We start from the raw sequence: 16,205 nt of genomic DNA, 5'->3' as shown, positions 1-16,205 counted from the left end.
GCAACGCCGCCCCTTGCGCCGACCGCGCGTGGGGTGCGCAACGTCGTGTTCGTCGAAGGGGTACGCACCCCCTTCGGCAAGGCGGGCGACAAGGGCATCTACGCCGGGACCCGCGCGGACGACCTGGTCGTCAACGCCATCCGTGAGCTGCTGCGGCGGCACCCCGAGCTGCCGCCCGAGCGGGTGGACGACGTCGCCATCGCCGCGACGACCCAGATCGGCGACCAGGGCCTCACCATCGGCCGCACCGCCGCCCTGCTGGCCGGGCTGCCGAAGTCCGTGCCGGGCTTCGCGATCGACCGCATGTGTGCCGGCGCGATGACGGCCGTGACCACAGTCGCGAGCGGCATCGGCTTCGGCGCGTACGACATCGCCATCGCCGGCGGCGTCGAGCACATGGGCCGCCACCCGATGGGCGAGGGTGTGGACCCCAACCCGCGCATCATCGCCGACAAGCTCGTGGACCCGACCGCACTCGTCATGGGCCAGACCGCGGAGAACCTGCACGACCGGTTCCCGGAGATCACCAAGGAGCGCACCGACGCCTACGCCGCGCGCAGCCAGGAGCGCTACGCCGAGGCCGTGAAGACCGGCAAGATCGGCCCCGAGCTGGTGCCCGTCGCCATCCGCTCGAAGGAACTCGGCTGGGGGCTGGCGACCGAGGACGAGCCGCCGCGCCCGGGCACGACCGTGGAGCAGCTGGCGAAGCTGAAGACGCCGTTCCGGCCCCACGGCCGTATCACCGCGGGCAACGCGGCGGGCCTCAACGACGGCGCCACCGCGTCGATCCTCGCCGACGAGGAAACCGCCCGCGAGCTGGGCCTGCCGGTCGCGATGCGGCTGGTCGGCTACTCGTTCGCCGGCGTCGAGCCGGAGGTCATGGGCATCGGCCCGATCCCGGCCACGGAGAAGCTGTTCAAGCGCACCGGCCTGTCGATCGACGACATCGGCCTGTTCGAGATCAACGAGGCCTTCGCCGTGCAGGTGCTGGCCTTCCTCGACCACTTCGGCATCGCCGACGACGACCCGCGCGTGAACCAGTGGGGCGGCGCGATCGCGTGCGGCCACCCGCTGGCCTCGTCCGGCGTGCGGCTGATGACGCAGCTGGCGCGCCAGTTCGCCGAGCGCCCCGACGTGCGCTACGGCATGACCACCATGTGCATCGGGATCGGCATGGGCGGCACCGTGATCTGGGAGAACCCGGCGTTCGAGGGGGCGAAGTAAATGACTTTCACCGCTGAAGAGGCCAAGGCCGCGTTCCCCGACGAGGTCGTGACCACCGCCGTCACCCGCCTGGTGAAGGTGCCGGGGCTGGCCAAACCCGTCGCGCTGATCACGCTCGACAACGGCCACGACCACACCCGGCCGAGCACATTCGGCCCGCAGGGGCTGGTCTCGCTGAACGCGGCGCTGGACGTGGCGTTCGCGGCCGAGCCCACGGCGATCGCGGTCACCGGCAAACCGTTCATCTTCGCGGTCGGCGCGGATCTGTCCGGTGTGGAGGCCGTGTCCGACCCGGCGCTGGCGCGCAAGATCGCGCAGACCGGCCACGACGTGTTCCGCCGGCTCACCGAATCGACGATCCCGACGTTCGGCTTCGTCAACGGCGCGGTGATGGGCGGCGGGCTGGAACTCGCGCTGTCGTGCCACTACCGCACGCTCTCGGAGAACACGGCCGCGATCGCGTTCCCCGAGGTGTTCCTCGGCCTGTTCCCGGGCTGGGGCGGCACGCAGCTACTGCCGAACCTCGTCGGGGCCGACGCCGCCGTCACGGTGATCATCGAGAACGCGCTGGCGCAGAACAAGATGCTCAACGTCAAGCAGGCGGCGGAGCTGGGCATCGTCGACGAGGTGTTCGGCTCGGCCGACTACCTCGAACAGTCGCTGCTGTGGCTCGCGAAGGTCGTCAACGGCGAAGTCACCCCCGCGCGGCGCGAGATCGATCGCGGCGCCGGCTGGGACGCGGCGATCGCGCGCGCGAAGTCCATCGTGGACGGTCGCACGCACGGCGCTTCGCCGGGCGCGACCAAGGCCGTGGAGCTGCTGGAGCTGGCGCGGGAGAACGATCTCGACCGCGGCTACGCAGCCGAGACGGACGGCCTGGCCGAGCTGCTGATGTCCGACGTGCTGCGCGCCGGGCTGTACTCGTTCAACCTCGTGAACAAGCGCGCGAAGCGCCCGGCCGGCGCGCCGGACAAGTCGCTGGCGCGCAAGGTGAACAAGGTCGGCATCGTGGGCGCGGGCCTGATGGCCAGCCAGCTGGCGCTGCTGTTCGTGCGGCGCCTCAAGGTGCCGGTGGTGCTCACCGACGTCGACCAGGAGCGCGTCGACAAGGGCGTGGGGTACGTCCACGACGAGATCGACAAGCTGCTGGCCCGCAAGCGCGTGTCCCCCGACGGCGCCAACCGGCTCAAGGCGCTGGTGACCGGGTCGCTGGACAAGGCCGCGTTCTCCGACGCCGACTTCGTGATCGAGGCCGTGTTCGAAGAGCTGGGCGTGAAGCAGGCGGTGTTCGCCGAGCTGGAACAGCACGTGTCGCCCGAGGCGATCCTGGCGACGAACACGTCGTCGCTGTCGATCAGCGCGATGGCCTCGAAGCTGCAGCACCCCGAGCGCGTGGTGGGTTTCCACTTCTTCAACCCGGTGGCCGTGCTGCCGCTGCTGGAGATCGTGCGCGGCGAGAAGACCGACGACGCCACGCTCGCCACGGCGTTCTCGGTCGGCAAGCAGCTGAAGAAGTCGAGCGTGCTGGTGAAGGACGCCACGGCGTTCGTCGTCAACCGGCTGCTGCTGCGTTTCCTCGGCGAGGTGCTGGTGTCCGTGGACGAGGGCACGCCGTTCGAGGTCGCGGACTCGGCGCTGGAGCCGCTGGGCCTGCCGATGTCGCCGCTGAACCTGATGCAGCTCGTGGGCCCGGCCATCGCGCTGCACGTGGGCGAGACGCTGCACGGCTCGTTCCCGGACCGCTTCACGGTGAGCGAGAACCTCGCCAAGTTCGTGAAGGCGGGCAAGAAGGGCGTGTGGACCTGGGACTCGTCGGGCAACGCGTCCGTCGACCCGGAGGTCGACGCGCTGTGGACCCGGGGCGACAACCCGTCCACGGCGGAGCAGGTGCGCGACCGCGCGCTGAACGCCATCGCCGAGGAGATCCGCCTCATGCTCGACGAGGGCGTGGTCGCGGAGGCACAGGACATCGACCTGTGCCTGCTGCTGGGCGCGGGCTGGCCGTTCTGGAACGGCGGCATCACGCCGTACCTGGACCGCGCGGGGGTTTCCGAGCGGGTGAACGGGAAGCCGTTCCTGGCGCTGGGTGTCGCTTCGGTTCCGGTGGCTTGAGTTTTCCGGGGGCGGCTGTCCTCTGTGGACGGCCGCCCCGCTTCCGGGTTCCGGGTTACGGGCAGGACGGGGTGCGGGTGCCGGGCGGAAAGTACTCTCGCACCTGGTCCTGGGTCAGCGGGTTCACGCCTCCCGCGCCCAGGGTCCGCTGCCGCAGTTTCGCGGCCAGTGCGGTCGCGTCGGTGCCCGGTCGCCCGAATGCGGTGATCATCGGCGGCACGTCTTCCGGGCCCATCGCCTGCCGCAGGTCCGGGTCGTCCTTGAAAACTTCCTTGAGCCGGGCGTAAGTCTGGGCCCGGGTCTCGGTGAACACCTCGGCCACGTCGGGGTCGTCCTGAAGCGCCCGTGCCGCGAGCTGCATCTCGTCATCCTTGTCGAAGGCGAGTTGCACGGCGGTGCAGCCCCCGCGTTCACCCGACGGCGCGGCCTGATGCCGGCGCACGGCGTCGGAGTGCACGGCGCCGCCGACGACGAAGGCCAAGCCGACACCCGCACCCAGGGCGAGCACGAGCACGGGGGCGAGCCAGCGCCACATTCGCCTCACCTGATCAGAACTCCCCCGCGCGCGGGCAGACCGGACCGCGCTTGTCCTGGGGGAGCTTCTCGCGCACGGCGTTGACGTCGAAGTCCTCGGCCCGCCGCGCGTTCGGGAACCGCCGCCCGAGCTCGGCCGCATACGCCTTCAAGTCCGTGCCCGGAAGCGGGATCACGGTCACCGAGCCGGGGATGGCGCTCGGATCCGTGGTCGCCAGCAGGTCGGGCTCGTCCTTGAAGATCTCCTTGAAGCGCACCCAGGCTTCGGCCTTCGTCTCGGTGTACACGCGCCGGGCCTTCGGGTCGTCGCGCAGCTGGTCGGCCGCGAACCGCATCGCCTGGTCGTCGTCGAAGTACACGTCCACGGCCGCGCACGGCCGGTGCCCGGCCAGCGGCACCGGCGTGCGATCCACCGGCAACGGATCCGGCCGCACGGCCGCGCCGACGACAAACGCCAGCCCGACCCCTGCGCCCAGTGCGACGACCAGCACCGGGACGAGCCAGCGCCAGATGCGAATCCCCATGAAAAGATCATCACACACCGAGCCGGGAGTGGTCCCGGTCAGCGTTCGCGGTGCGGCTAAGCGCAGACGAAGCCCTGGAGCCCTGAGTGGTACTTCTTCCAGACGGCCTCGAGGTCGAGCTGCTGGACCTTCTGCCCGTCCGGGAACCGCTGCTTCAACTCGGCGCCGTACGCGGTGAGGTCGACACCCGGAACCGGAAGCACGCCCACCGTCGCCGGCATGGCGCTTTCACTCGCGGCGGCGATTTTCGCCGGGTCCTGCTTGTAGATCTTCTTGAACTCCATCCAGGTCATCGCCTGGGTGTCGAGGAAGACCCGACGAGCCCGCGGGTCCTCACCCAGCGCGGCGGCGGCGCGGCGCATCGAATCGTCGTCACGGAAGAAGACCTGCACAACCACACACGGCTGGTGCCCGGCCGACGGCGCCGGCGTCCGAGCCGCCGACGACGCCACAGCCCGCACCGACCCGGCGACCAGGAAGGCGGCCCCGGCGCCCACCCCGAGCGCGACCACCAGAACCGGCGCGAGCCAGCGCCACAAGCGAATCCCCACGGTCGTTCCTTTCGCCCCGGATACCGGGGTCAGCGTTCGCCGGCCGGAGGGCAGGCGGGCCCGCGGTTGTCCCCGGGCAGGGTTTTCGCGAACGAGTCGACGTCGAACGGTTTTGCGTCGGCTGCGCTCGGGAACCGCTGTTTCAGTTCGGCGGCATAGGCGCTCAAGTCGGTGCGCGGAACCGGGATCACGGTGATCACCGCCGGCATGTCCGTCGGCTTCGCCTGTGCGACGAGGTTCGGGTCGTCCCCGAAGAGCTCCTTGAACTGCACCCACGCCTCAGCCTGGGTCTGGGTGTACACCCGCCGCGCCTTCGGGTCGTCAGCGAGCGCCGCGGCCACCCGGCGCATTTCGCCATCGAGATCGCGCCCGACCCCGGCGTCGAAGAACACCTGCACGGCCGCGCACGGCTTGTGCCCGGCCAGCGGCACGGGTGTCCGGTCGACCGGCAGCGGGGCCGGCCGCACCGCAGCCCCGGCGAGCAACGCCGGCCCGGCCCGCGCGCTCAGCGCGACGAGCAGCACCGGGGCGAGCCAGCGCCACAAGCGAATCCCCATCACGCGCTCAGTACTCGCCCGCACGCGGGCACGTCCGGCCGTCGCGGGGTTTGCCGAACAGCTTGTTGAAGGCGTTGACGTCCATGGAGTAGATCTCCTGCGCGTCCGGGAAGCGGGTCTTCAGCCGGGCGGTGTAAGCCACGAGGTCGGTGGTGGGCGGCGGTACGACGGTGACCACCGCGGGCGAGCTCTCCTCGCCGCCCAGGCCGTTCAGCATCTCCGGGTGGTCCTTGAAGCCGTCGCGCAGCGAAAGGAAGGACTCGTGTTTGGTCTCGACGAAGACGAGCCGCGCGTCGGGGTCGTCGTGGAACGTGGCGGCGGCGCGCCGCATCTGCTCGTCGGTGTCGAAGTACGCCTGCACGTCCCGGCACGGCTGGTGCGCGGCCAGCGGCACCGGCGTGCGGTCGACCGGCAGCGGGGCCGGCCGCACGGCCGTCCCGACCACGAAGGCCAATCCGGCGCCCACACCGAGCGCGACCACCAGGACCGGCGCGAGCCAGCGCCACATTCGCATCCCCACGCACGATCATCATCCGGCGGGGCGCGAACGTTACCGGGTGGGGACGCCGTGCGGTCCGGCCGGCAGATGAACCGTGACGGTCAACCCGCCGCCCACCACCGGTTCCGCGGAGATGGCACCGCCGTGGGCCTGGACCGCGGCGCGCACGATCGACAACCCCAGGCCCGCTCCCGAGCGGGCGGTGCGGGCGACGCCGGCGCGGCGGAAGGGCTCGAACAGCTCCGGCACCGCCGCCGGGTCGAGCAGGCCGCCCGACGAGCGCACGCGCAGCGTGGACCACTGGGGGCCCGGAGTCGTGGTGACCTCGACCCAGCCGCCGTCGACGTTGTGGCGCACGGCGTTCTCGACGAGGTTGCCGGCGATGCGTTCGAGCAGCGCGGGGTCGCCGAACGCAGGCGCGGCGTCGGTGGCGAACTCGGCCCGCAGGCCCCGCGCCGAAGCCTCCGCGCGCACAGCCGCCCACGCGCGCCCGACGAGCACCGCCAGGTCCACCGGCTCGCGCAGCACCAGGCCGGCGCCGTCGGTGCGGGCCAGGAGCAGCAGGGAGTTCACGAGCTGGCCCGCGCGTTCCGTCGCGTCGCGGACCACACCGCCCATGCGGCGCAGCTCGGCCTCGTCGGCTTCCTCGTCGGACAGCGTGACGTCGAGCTCGGTGCGGATGACCGAAAGGGGCGTGCGCAGCTCGTGGCTCGCGTTGGCGACGAAGTGGCGCTGCGCGTCGAACGCGGCCTGCAGGCGGTCGAGCATGTCGTCGAAGGTCTGGGCCAGCTCGGCCAGCTCGTCGCGCGAGCGGACCTCGCCGATGCGCTCGCCCATCGACTCCACCGAGAGCCGCCGCGCGGTGCCGGTGATCTCGCGCAGCGGCAGCAGCACCCGCGAGGTGAAGGTCCACGCGAGGATCGCCGCCGCGGCCACGACGAAGCAGAACGCCAGTGAGCCGAAGATCAGCACCCGGTTCACCGCGTGGGTCCGCAGGTGCTGCGCGAGCGTGGACGCGTCGACGTCGACCCCGTCCACGCGCACGATCGTGCCGGGCGGCATGTGCGGCACGGCGTCCACCGCGTCGCCCACGAGCGACCACGCCAGCCACAGCAGGAGCAGCCCGGCCGCGGCCACCAGCACGGTCGCGAGGATCGTGACCCGGGCCCGCAGGCTGCGTGTGCCGGGCAGGTTCACTACGCGCCGGCCTCCGCGACCGGCACCCGGTAGCCCGAGCCCACCACGGTCTCGATGATCCCCGGTTCACCCAGCTTCTTGCGCAAGGTCATCACGGTCACCCGCACCGTCGTGGTGAACGGGTCGGCGTTCTCGTCCCACACGCGCTCCAGCAGCTCCTCGCTGCTGACCACCGAACCCGAGGCCGACAGCAGGACCTCGAGCACGCCGAACTCCTTGCGCGTCAGGTCGATCGGCCCGCTCGCGCGGCGCACGATGCGCTTCGCCGGGTCCAGCTCCACGTCGCCCGCCGTGAGCAGCGGCGGCGCGGCCGGCGTCGCGCGGCGGCCGAGGGCACGCACGCGGGCGACCAGCTCGGGGAACGCGAAGGGCTTCGCGAGGTAGTCGTCCGCACCGAGCGACAGCCCGTCGACCCGGTCGGAGACGGAACTGCTCGCGGTGAGCATGAGCACCCGCGTGAGCTCGCCCGACGCGACGATCTCGCGGCACAGCTCATCGCCCGACATCCCGGGCAGGTCGCGGTCGAGCAGCACCACGTCGTACCGGGTGACGGACGACTTCTCGTGCCCGTCGTCACCGGTCAACGCGACGTCCACCGCCATGCCCTCGCGGCGCAGGCCGCGGGCGATCGCGTCGGCCAAGGGCTCTTCGTCTTCGACTACCAGAACACGCACCAGACCACAATCCCACAGTTTCCTGAGAGCACCTGAGAGACCTGAATGGACACTCCGGGCCACCTCACGCGCAGCTCACGACCAGCGCAGCGCGAACCACAGCCGCATCCGCGTCTCGGGGTCCGAAAGATCCACGCCCAGCGCCCGTTCGGCCTGCCCGATCCGGTGCCGCACGCTGTTGCGGTGCACCCCGAGCTCGGCGGCCGTGCGGTCCCAGCCGCCGTGGTGCGCGAGCCAGGTCCGCAGCGTCGGCACCAGCTCCCGGTCGTGCGCGCGGTCCAGCTCCCGCAACGGCGCCAGCACCCGCTCGGCGAACTCCGCCGCGGCACCGGGCGCGACGAGCGCGTCGAAACCCAGCGGGTCCGCGGCCATCACCGGTCGTCCGAGGGCCTGGGCGCGGGCCAGCAGCAGCTCCGCCTCCGCGAGCGCGCCCGGCAGCCCGTCCGCGGTCACGGGCGAGCCGGCCACCGCGAGCCAGCCGTGTTCGCGCAGCCCGTCGAGCTCCGGCGGCGCACCCACCACCGCGAGGAACCGCGGGCCGGGCAGCACCTGCACGAGCGGGGTGTCGAGCCGCGCGCGCAGCCAGTCGTGGCGCACGGCGACCTCGTCCGGGCCCCGGCGGTGCGCGACCCCGGCCACGAGCCGGCCCTCCGCCGTGCCCAGCAACGTCGTCAGCACGCCCGCGCCACCCTGGCCCAGCAGCAGACCGGTGGCCGCCGCGCCGAGCTCCGCCGTGTCGGAGCCGGCGCGGCCGACGAGCCCGAGCAAAGCCGCGCCGACGGCGAGGATCGCGCGGTCCCCGCCGTCGAACCGGCGGCGACGCCCGAGCACGAGCAGGTGCGCCGCCGTCGCCTGCGGGTACACCGGCTGCGCCACCACGTACGTCCCGTCCGGCAGTTCGGTGGTCGCGCTGCGGATGCCGGTGCCCGCACGCACCGTCGTGAGCAGGTCGGCGACTTCCGGCGGCAACGGCTGCGGCGCGTCGTGCCCGGCCACGAGCGCGTCGGCGGGCCCGACGAGCGCCACCCAGCCCCGCAGCCGCTCGGCCAGCGCCGTCACGAGCGCGCCCATGCCGTCGCCCGCGGCGCGCGTGAGGGCCTCCCGCGCGGCCGCCGTCCGGCGCTGTTCGCGTTGCCCCGCCTCGGCGAGCGCGACGGCGACGGCCCGGCTGATCGCGAGGAACGGCGTGCGCGGCGGCACGACCAGGAGCGGCAATCCGTGGCGCACGCACGCGTCGCGCAGCGGCTCGGGCAGGGTCTCCGACACCGTCGGGGTGAGGCCGAAGCCCAGCGCGGTCACGCCGGCGTCGCGCAGGCGGCGGACGTAGTGCTCCGGTTCGCGCGGCAGGTTGACCCCGGCGGTGAGCACCAGCTCGGCGCCGAGCAGGTAGGGCGCGGGATCGTCGAGCTCGCTCACGTGGGCCCAGCGCACGGGCGCGTCGAGCGCGCCCGGCCGCAGCGTCTCCCGCACGACGTCGAGCGCGAGTTCTGAGTTGCCGACGACCGTCCGTAACGGAACATTCACTTCCGCAGACTCGTGCTCGAGGTTCTGGGTCATTCCATCCCGGCTTTCGATGGTTCCTGGACGGATCGTCCCATGCCGCAGTGGTGGCGCACGAACCTACGGTGGCCCGAACAACCCCGCAGAGAACCGAGGAGGACCCCGTGGGCGGCGACTATGCGGTGATCGCGCTGTACATCGCGGGCATGATCGGAGTGGGCTGGATCGGCCTGCGCCTGGCGAAGACCAAGTCCGACTACCTCGTGGCGGGCCGGCGGTTGGGCTGGTTCATGTACTCCGGCACGATGTCGGCCGTCGTGCTCGGCGGCGCGTCGACCGTCGGCGGCGTGAAGCTCGGCTACACCTACGGCGTCTCGGGCGCGTGGCTCGTGGTCACCATCGGCGTCGGCATCCTCGTGCTGCACGCGGTGTTCGCGCGGCGGCTGGTGAAGCTGCGCGTGTACACCGTCGGCGAGATGCTGGACCTGCGCTACGGCGGCCGCACCAGCGCCGTGTCCGGGGTCGTCATGTGGGGCTACACGCTCATGCTCACCGTGACCTCGACGCTGGCGTTCGCGTCGATCTTCAAGGTCCTGTTCTCGATCCCGAGCTGGGCCGGCATCGCGATCGGCGGCTCGATCGTGGTGCTCTACTCGGTGCTGGGCGGCATGTGGTCGATCACGCTCACCGACATCGCGCAGTTCGTGATCAAGACGATCGGCATCCTGTTCGTGCTGCTGCCGATCGCGCTCGTGTCCGCCGGCGGCTTCGGCGGGATGGCCGAGAAGCTCGACGCCACCTACTTCGAGTTCACCTCGATCGGCGGCGAAACGATCCTCACGTACTTCCTGATCTACACCTTCGGCCTGCTCATCGGGCAGGACATCTGGCAGCGCGTGTTCACCGCCCGCACCCCGCGCGTCGCGACCGGCGGCGGCATCATTTCCGGTGTCTACTGCCTCGTCTACGGCGTGGCCGGCGCGCTCATCGGCACGGCCGCGAAGGTGCTCTACCCCGACCTCGGCAGCGCGCAGGACGCGTTCGCCACGATCGCCGAACGCCTGCTGCCCACCGGGGTGCGCGGGCTGGTGCTGGCCGCCGCGCTGTCGGCGCTCATGTCGACCTCCAGCGGCGCGCTGATCGCGTGCGCCACCACCACGACGTCGGACCTGCTGCGCAAGATCGGCCTCAAGGGCGGCGAGGTGCTGCGCAACCGCGTGACCACGCTGGTCCTGGGCGTCGTCGCCATCGGCATCGCGATGGTCGTGGACGACGTCGTCAACGCGCTCACCATCGCCTACGACATCCTGGTCGGCGGGCTGCTGGTGACGATCCTCGGCGCGTTGTTCTGGAAGCGCGGCACGCGTCAGGGCGCCTACGCGTCGATGGTGGCCGGCACGGTGTTCGTGGTCGCGTTCATGATCATCGACGGCGTCGCGGCCAACAGCCCGATCTACTGGGGCCTCGGCGCGAGCCTGATCGTGTACGTCGCGGTGAGCCTCGCGACGCCGCGCACCCCCGAAAGCATCCTTTCCGTGTGGACGCGGCGCCTGAACGGGTCCGCGGCAGAGGAAGAGAAAGCGGTGCCGGAGACCCCGGCCGCCGCGCAGGCCTGAACACCCCAACCACGAGGAGCACACCGCAGTGAGTGACCTGCCCCCGATCGGCCCGCTCGACTCGTCGCGCGTCCCGCGCTTCGCCGGCTTCGCGACCTTCGCGCGGCTGCCGCGGATCGACGAGGTGGACCACGCCGACGTCGCCGTGGTCGGCGTCCCGTTCGACTCCGGCGTGTCCTACCGGCCGGGCGCGCGCTTCGGCCCCGCCGCCGTGCGCGAGGCGAGCCGGCTGCTGCGGCCGTACCACCCGGCGCTGGACGTGTCGCCGTTCGCCGAGCGGCAGGTCGTGGACGCGGGGGACATCGCGGCGAACCCGTTCCACATCGGCGAAGCCATCGAGAAGGTGCAGCAGGACGCCGAAGCGCTCATGGCCGGCGGCACGAGGCTGGTGACGGTCGGCGGCGACCACACCATCGCGTTGCCGCTGCTGCGCGCCACGGCGAAGAAGCACGGCCCCGTCGCGCTGCTGCACTTCGATGCGCACCTCGACACGTGGGACACCTACTTCGGCGAGCCCTACACGCACGGCACGCCGTTCCGCCGCGCCGTCGAGGAAGGAATCCTCGACACCGCAGCGCTTTCGCACGTCGGCACGCGCGGACCGCTGTACGGCAAGCGCGACCTGGAGGAGGATCGCCGGCTCGGCTTCGGCATCGTCACCTCCGGCGACGTGCTGCGCCGGGGCATCGACGAGACCGTCGACGCGCTGCGCCAGCGGATCGGCGACCGGCCGCTGTACGTCTCGGTGGACATCGACGTGCTCGACCCCGCGCACGCGCCCGGCACCGGCACGCCCGAGGCGGGCGGGATGACGAGCCGCGAGCTGCTGGAGATCCTGCGCGGGCTGCGCGACCTGCACCTGGTGGGCGCCGACGTCGTCGAGCTGGCCCCGGCCTACGACCACGCCGAGATCACGGCCATCGCCGCCTCGCACGTGGCCTACGACCTCGTGAGCCTGCTGGCGCTGGGGAAGAGCGAATGACGCGCATCGGGGGCGACGTCGTCGTCGAGACGCTGCGCGCCCTCGGCGCGGACACGGTGTTCGGGCTGCCGGGCCAGCACGCGCTGGGGCTGTTCGAGGCGCTGCGGCGCGCGGACGACGTGCGCGTGGTGAGCTCGCGGGTGGAGAACAACCTCGCGTTCGCCGCCGACGGGTTCGCGCGCGCCCGGCTGGCGGCCGTTTCGGGAGGCCCGGTGCCGGTCGCGCCGATGATCGTGTCGACGGGCCCGGGTGCGCTGCTGACGCTGGCTTCGCTGCAGGAGTCGCGGGCCGCGTCGGTGCCGGTGCTCGGGATCTCCAGCCAGATCCCCGCCGCCGGGCTCGGCGGCGGGCGGCACGGCTACCTGCACGAGCTGCCCGACCAGCAGGCGAGCTTCCGCTACGTCGTGAAGTCGGTGCACGTGGTCCGGAGCGTCAGCCAGATCCCGACGGCGCTGCGGGAAGCGTGGACGTCGGCGGCGACCGCGCCGTACGGGCCGGTGTGGGTGGAGATCCCGCAGGACGTGCTGCTTGCGCCGGCCTCCTTGCCGCCCCTGCGCGACGTGACCGCGACGCCGGTGCTGCTGGAACCGTTGCCGGAGCTGGCGGCGGAAGCGTCGAAGCTGCTGGCCGCGGCGGAGAACCCCGTGATTCTCGCCGGCGGCGGAGCGCTGCGGTCGGGTGCGCAGGCGGAGCTTCTTGCGGTGGCCGAAGCGCTGCGGGCGCCGGTGGTGTCGACGTTCGGCGGCAAGGGCGTGTTCCCGTGGGATCACGAGCTGTCCGCGCGCTCGTGGCTGGAGGACTGGCACACCACCGAGTTCCTGGCCGGCGCGGACGTGCTGCTGGTGCTCGGGTCGGGGCTCGGCGAGCTGTCGAGCAACTACCGCGAGTTCGCGCCGCGCGGGCGCGTGATCCAGGTGGAGGCCGACCTCGGGAAGCTGGAGTCGAACTATCCCGCGCTGGGCCTCCACGCCGACGTGCGGCTGTTCCTGGGGGCGCTGGACCTTCCGGCGCGGACCGCGGACGGGCGCGCCGAAGCCGCCGTGACCGACTTGCTCGCGCGCGTCGAGTCGCGATTGGACAGTCAGGACCTGGCCACGGAACGCAAACTCGTCGACGATCTCCGCGCGGCGGTGCCGGCGGGTGCGCAGACGTTCTGGGACATGACGATCGCCGCCTACTGGGCGTGGTCGGCGTGGCAGCCGGACGGCGCGCCGATCCACACCGCGCAGGGTGCGGGCGGCCTCGGTTACGGGCTGCCCGGCGCGCTCGGCGCGGCCGCGACCGGCATCCCCACGCTGGCCGTCTCCGGCGACGGCGGCGCGATGTACGGCCTGGCCGAGCTGGCCACCGCCAAACAGCACGGTCTCGACGTCACATGGCTCGTGATCGACGACGGCGGCTACGGCATCCTGCGCGAGTACCTCACCGGCGCGTTCGGCGAGACCACCGCGACCGAACTGGCGCGGCCCGACTTCGTGGCGCTGGCGGAGTCGTTCGGGGTTCCGGCCGTGCGGTCCACGCTCGGCTCGGTGGGCGCGGACGTGGCGAAGGCCCTGCGCACGCCGGGACCGTCGGTGGTCGTGCTGCCGGCCGTGCTGAAGATGTTCGCCCCGACCCACCTGGAGAAGCGGTGACCCACGTCCTGAACTTCGCCGACGGCGCTTTTGGTGCTGCCCAAGACACGCTCACCCTCACCGACCCGGCCACCGGGGAGGCGCTCGGCAAGAGCGTCCTCTCCGGACAGTCCGAAGTCGACAAAGCGATGGCATCCGGGTGCTGGTTTACGCGGACATGCACGACGAGTTCGTCGCCGGGCTGACCAAGGTGGCCGCCGCGCGGGTGTCCGGGGTGGACTACGGCCCGCTCGACAGCCGCGCGCAGCTCACTGGTGCAGGAGGAGGTGCTCGCGCCGGTGATCACCGTGCAGGCGTTCGATTCCGAAGAGCAGGCCGTGGAGCCGGCCAACGGCGTGCCGTACGGGCTCGCGTCCTCGGTGTGGACGCGCGACGTCGCCCGGGCGGCTTGGGTTTCGCGCGACCGGGAGGCGAACCGTTGGTCATGACGACAACAAAACGGCGGGCCTCCTCACGAAGAGACCCGCCGTGGTGAAAACGAGAAACTCAGCCCCGCGGATTCTCCGCCGGTACATCCTGCGCCACGCCCAACCGGCCCGACGCCCACTCCGTGATCCGGCGCGCCACGTCCTGCGCGGTGAGTCCGACGCGGTCCAGGACCTCGTCGCGCGAGCCGTGTTCGTGGAAGGTCTGCGGGACGGCCAGGTCGCGCAGCGGGACGTCGCAGTCGGCGTCGCGGAGGACTGCGGCCAGGGCGGAGCCGAAGCCGCCGTGGCGGCCGCTGTCTTCGACGGTCACCACGAGCTTGTGCTGGTCCGCGAGGGCAACCAGTTCGGCCGGGACGGGGACGACCCAGCGCGGGTCGACGACCGTGACGCCGATGCCCTGGTCGGCCAGGCGGTCGGCGGCCGCGAGGCCCAGCTTGCCGAACGAGCCGACGGCGACCAGCAGCACGTCCAGGGTGCAGGACTCGCGCGGGCGGCGCAGCACGTCGACCGTGCCGAGGCGTTCGACGGCGGGCAGGTCGGCGCCGACGGTGCCCTTCGAGAAGCGCAGGGCGGTGGGACCGTCGGAGATGGCCACGGCCTCGCGCAGCTCCTCGCGCAGCGTGCCCGGGTCGCGGGGCGCGGCCACGCGCATGCCGGGCACCATGCCGAGCAGCGACAGGTCCCACATGCCGTGGTGGCTGGGGCCGTCGGGGCCGGTGATGCCGGCGCGGTCGAGCACGAACGTCACCGGCTGGCGGTGCAGGGCGACGTCCATCAGGACCTGGTCGAACGCGCGGTTGAGGAACGTGGAGTAGACCGCCACCACCGGGTGGAAGCCGCCCATCGCCAGGCCCGCCGCCGACGTCACGGCGTGCTGCTCGGCGATGCCGACGTCGAACCAGCGGTCCGGGAACTTCTCGGAGAACTTCTCCAGGCCGGTGGACCGCAGCATCGCCGCGGTGATCGCCACCACGTCCTCGCGCTCGGCGCCGATCTTCGCCAGCTCGTCGCCGAACACGCCGGTCCAGCTGGGGCCCTTCACCGGCGGCAGGCCGGTCTCCGGGTCGATCGGGTCGGTCTGGTGCATCTGGTCGGCCTGGTGGTTCACCGCGGGCGCGTAGCCGTGGCCCTTCTCGGTGACGACGTGCACGATCACGGCGCCGCCGAACGCGCGGGCGCTCTGCAACGCCTTCTCCAGCGCCACCAGGTCGTGGCCGTCGACCGGGCCGAGGTACTTCAGGCCCAGGTCGGAGAACATCACCTGCGGGCTCAGCGCGTCCTTGATGCCGGCCTTCGCTGCGTGCAACGCGGCGTAGATCGGCTTGCCCACCACGGGGGTGTTGCGCAGGATCTCGCGCCCGCCGTCGAGCAGGCGCTCGTAGCCGGGCTGCAGCCGCAGCGCCGCGAGGTGGTCGGCGAGCCCGCCGATGGTCGGCGAGTAGGAACGGCCGTTGTCGTTGATCACGATCACGACCGGGCGGTCCCGGTTCGCCGCGATGTTGTTGAGCGCCTCCCAGCACATGCCGCCGGTCAGCGCGCCGTCGCCGACCACCGCCACGGCGTGGCGCGGGGCGCCGCCGGACAGCTCGAACGCCTTCGCCAGGCCGTCCACATAGGACAGCGCGGTGGACGCGTGGCTGTTCTCCACCAGGTCGTGCTCGCTCTCGGCGCGCGACGGGTACCCGGTCGGCCCGCCGAGCTGGCGCAGCTTGTCGAACTCGGTGTGCCGGCCCGTCACGATCTTGTGCACGTACGCCTGGTGACCGACGTCCCACACGATCGCGTCGCGTGGCGAGTCGAACACCCGGTGCAGCGCGAGCGTGAGCTCCACGACACCCAGGTTCGGACCGAGGTGACCCCCGGACCTCCGCACCTTCTCGACGAGGAAATCCCTGATCTCGGCGGCCAGCTCGTCGAGGTCCTCGACGCTCATGCGCTTCAGGTCCGCCGGTCCGTGCACGGAGTCCAGCATCGTCACAGCTCCACCTCGCCTGGTTCCCTTCGCTCCCGCCAGTTCGGGCCAGTCTACGGATCCGCGCCACCACCGCCGCGCCGCCCGCGTCCCGGATCACACGCCGGGGCCCCGCGCAACTCCACGGTCGGGTGTGAACATGGAGTCTTCGGCCAAGTCGCGGCTACCGCGAGTGGCCCCGATAATCCGAACCGGACCAAG

Annotated in this window: 16 protein-coding genes; 7 read left to right on the top strand and 9 right to left on the bottom strand. The window is 72.0% G+C overall.

All coding sequences use genetic code 11. The features are described 5' to 3' along the window. The first annotated feature begins 33 nt into the window (after positions 1-33). Both ACQPXB_RS14030 and ACQPXB_RS14025 read left to right on the top strand, forming a co-directional pair. Entirely contained in the window at positions 34-1,224 is a 1,191-nt protein-coding gene (locus ACQPXB_RS14030; RefSeq protein WP_366588139.1) for a thiolase family protein, read from the top strand. After that, positions 1,225-3,336, top strand: a complete 2,112-nt coding sequence (locus ACQPXB_RS14025) for a 3-hydroxyacyl-CoA dehydrogenase NAD-binding domain-containing protein (protein WP_432852017.1) — start codon at positions 1,225-1,227, stop codon at positions 3,334-3,336. 55 nt (positions 3,337-3,391) lie between these two features. On the opposite strand, the gene ACQPXB_RS14020 is transcribed toward ACQPXB_RS14025, so the two are convergent. From ACQPXB_RS14020 to ACQPXB_RS13985, 8 genes are all read right to left on the bottom strand, one after another. After that, positions 3,392-3,850: a hypothetical protein gene (locus tag ACQPXB_RS14020; protein ID WP_432852015.1), complete on the bottom strand. Its 459-nt coding sequence runs from the start codon at positions 3,848-3,850 to the stop codon at positions 3,392-3,394. 34 nt (positions 3,851-3,884) lie between these two features. Continuing rightward, positions 3,885-4,394, bottom strand: coding sequence for a permease-like cell division protein FtsX (locus ACQPXB_RS14015; protein WP_386956260.1), 510 nt, complete (start codon positions 4,392-4,394; stop codon positions 3,885-3,887). A 56-nt stretch (positions 4,395-4,450) separates the two neighbouring features. Next, positions 4,451-4,945: a hypothetical protein gene (locus ACQPXB_RS14010; RefSeq protein ID WP_366588061.1), complete on the bottom strand. Its 495-nt coding sequence runs from the start codon at positions 4,943-4,945 to the stop codon at positions 4,451-4,453. A gap of 29 nt (positions 4,946-4,974) precedes the next feature. Further along, positions 4,975-5,502 (bottom strand): permease-like cell division protein FtsX, encoded by a 528-nt coding sequence (locus ACQPXB_RS14005; RefSeq protein WP_432852012.1) that lies wholly within the window; start codon positions 5,500-5,502, stop codon positions 4,975-4,977. A gap of 7 nt (positions 5,503-5,509) precedes the next feature. Next, positions 5,510-6,022 carry a hypothetical protein gene (locus ACQPXB_RS14000; protein ID WP_366588056.1) on the bottom strand — a complete coding sequence of 171 codons (513 nt, stop codon included), beginning with the start codon at positions 6,020-6,022 and terminating at the stop codon, positions 5,510-5,512. 30 nt (positions 6,023-6,052) lie between these two features. After that, on the bottom strand, positions 6,053-7,198 hold the full coding sequence (locus tag ACQPXB_RS13995) for a sensor histidine kinase (RefSeq protein ID WP_432852010.1): 1,146 nt from the start codon (positions 7,196-7,198) through the stop codon (positions 6,053-6,055). Continuing rightward, positions 7,198-7,872: a response regulator transcription factor gene (locus ACQPXB_RS13990; RefSeq protein ID WP_220238356.1), complete on the bottom strand. Its 675-nt coding sequence runs from the start codon at positions 7,870-7,872 to the stop codon at positions 7,198-7,200. The genes ACQPXB_RS13995 and ACQPXB_RS13990 overlap by 1 nt, the downstream gene beginning before the upstream one ends. A gap of 75 nt (positions 7,873-7,947) precedes the next feature. Continuing rightward, on the bottom strand, positions 7,948-9,396 hold the full coding sequence (locus ACQPXB_RS13985; RefSeq protein ID WP_432852007.1) for a PucR family transcriptional regulator: 1,449 nt from the start codon (positions 9,394-9,396) through the stop codon (positions 7,948-7,950). A gap of 140 nt (positions 9,397-9,536) precedes the next feature. Here ACQPXB_RS13985 and ACQPXB_RS13980 point away from each other — a divergent pair, with 140 nt between their 5' ends. The 5 genes from ACQPXB_RS13980 (at position 9,537) to ACQPXB_RS13960 (ending at position 14,032) form a co-directional block, all read left to right on the top strand. Beyond that, the gene (locus tag ACQPXB_RS13980; protein WP_366588049.1) at positions 9,537-10,988 is read left to right on the top strand and encodes a sodium:solute symporter; all 1,452 of its coding nucleotides are present in this window, start codon (positions 9,537-9,539) and stop codon (positions 10,986-10,988) included. Positions 10,989-11,025: 37 nt separating this feature from the next. Further along, the gene (speB, locus tag ACQPXB_RS13975; protein WP_432856609.1) at positions 11,026-11,970 is read left to right on the top strand and encodes an agmatinase; all 945 of its coding nucleotides are present in this window, start codon (positions 11,026-11,028) and stop codon (positions 11,968-11,970) included. Continuing rightward, entirely contained in the window at positions 11,967-13,604 is a 1,638-nt protein-coding gene (locus tag ACQPXB_RS13970; protein WP_432852005.1) for a thiamine pyrophosphate-binding protein, read from the top strand. Before speB ends, ACQPXB_RS13970 begins: the two co-directional genes overlap by 4 nt. Next, positions 13,601-13,789 carry a hypothetical protein gene (locus tag ACQPXB_RS13965; protein WP_432852003.1) on the top strand — a complete coding sequence of 63 codons (189 nt, stop codon included), beginning with the start codon at positions 13,601-13,603 and terminating at the stop codon, positions 13,787-13,789. The genes ACQPXB_RS13970 and ACQPXB_RS13965 overlap by 4 nt, the downstream gene beginning before the upstream one ends. Positions 13,790-13,858: 69 nt before the next feature. Then, positions 13,859-14,032 carry an aldehyde dehydrogenase family protein gene (locus ACQPXB_RS13960; protein WP_432852001.1) on the top strand — a complete coding sequence of 58 codons (174 nt, stop codon included), beginning with the start codon at positions 13,859-13,861 and terminating at the stop codon, positions 14,030-14,032. Between the two features lie 58 nt (positions 14,033-14,090). Here ACQPXB_RS13960 and dxs read toward each other — a convergent pair whose 3' ends face one another. Further along, on the bottom strand, positions 14,091-16,010 hold the full coding sequence (gene dxs, locus ACQPXB_RS13955) for a 1-deoxy-D-xylulose-5-phosphate synthase (protein ID WP_432851999.1): 1,920 nt from the start codon (positions 16,008-16,010) through the stop codon (positions 14,091-14,093). Positions 16,011-16,205: the final 195 nt, after the last annotated feature.

The organism is Amycolatopsis sp. CA-161197 (genome assembly GCF_050942255.1).
Taxonomy (GTDB): Bacteria; Actinomycetota; Actinomycetes; order Mycobacteriales; family Pseudonocardiaceae; genus Amycolatopsis.
Note: the sequence above shows the minus strand (reverse complement) of the source record. Positions and strands in the feature narration are given on the sequence as shown.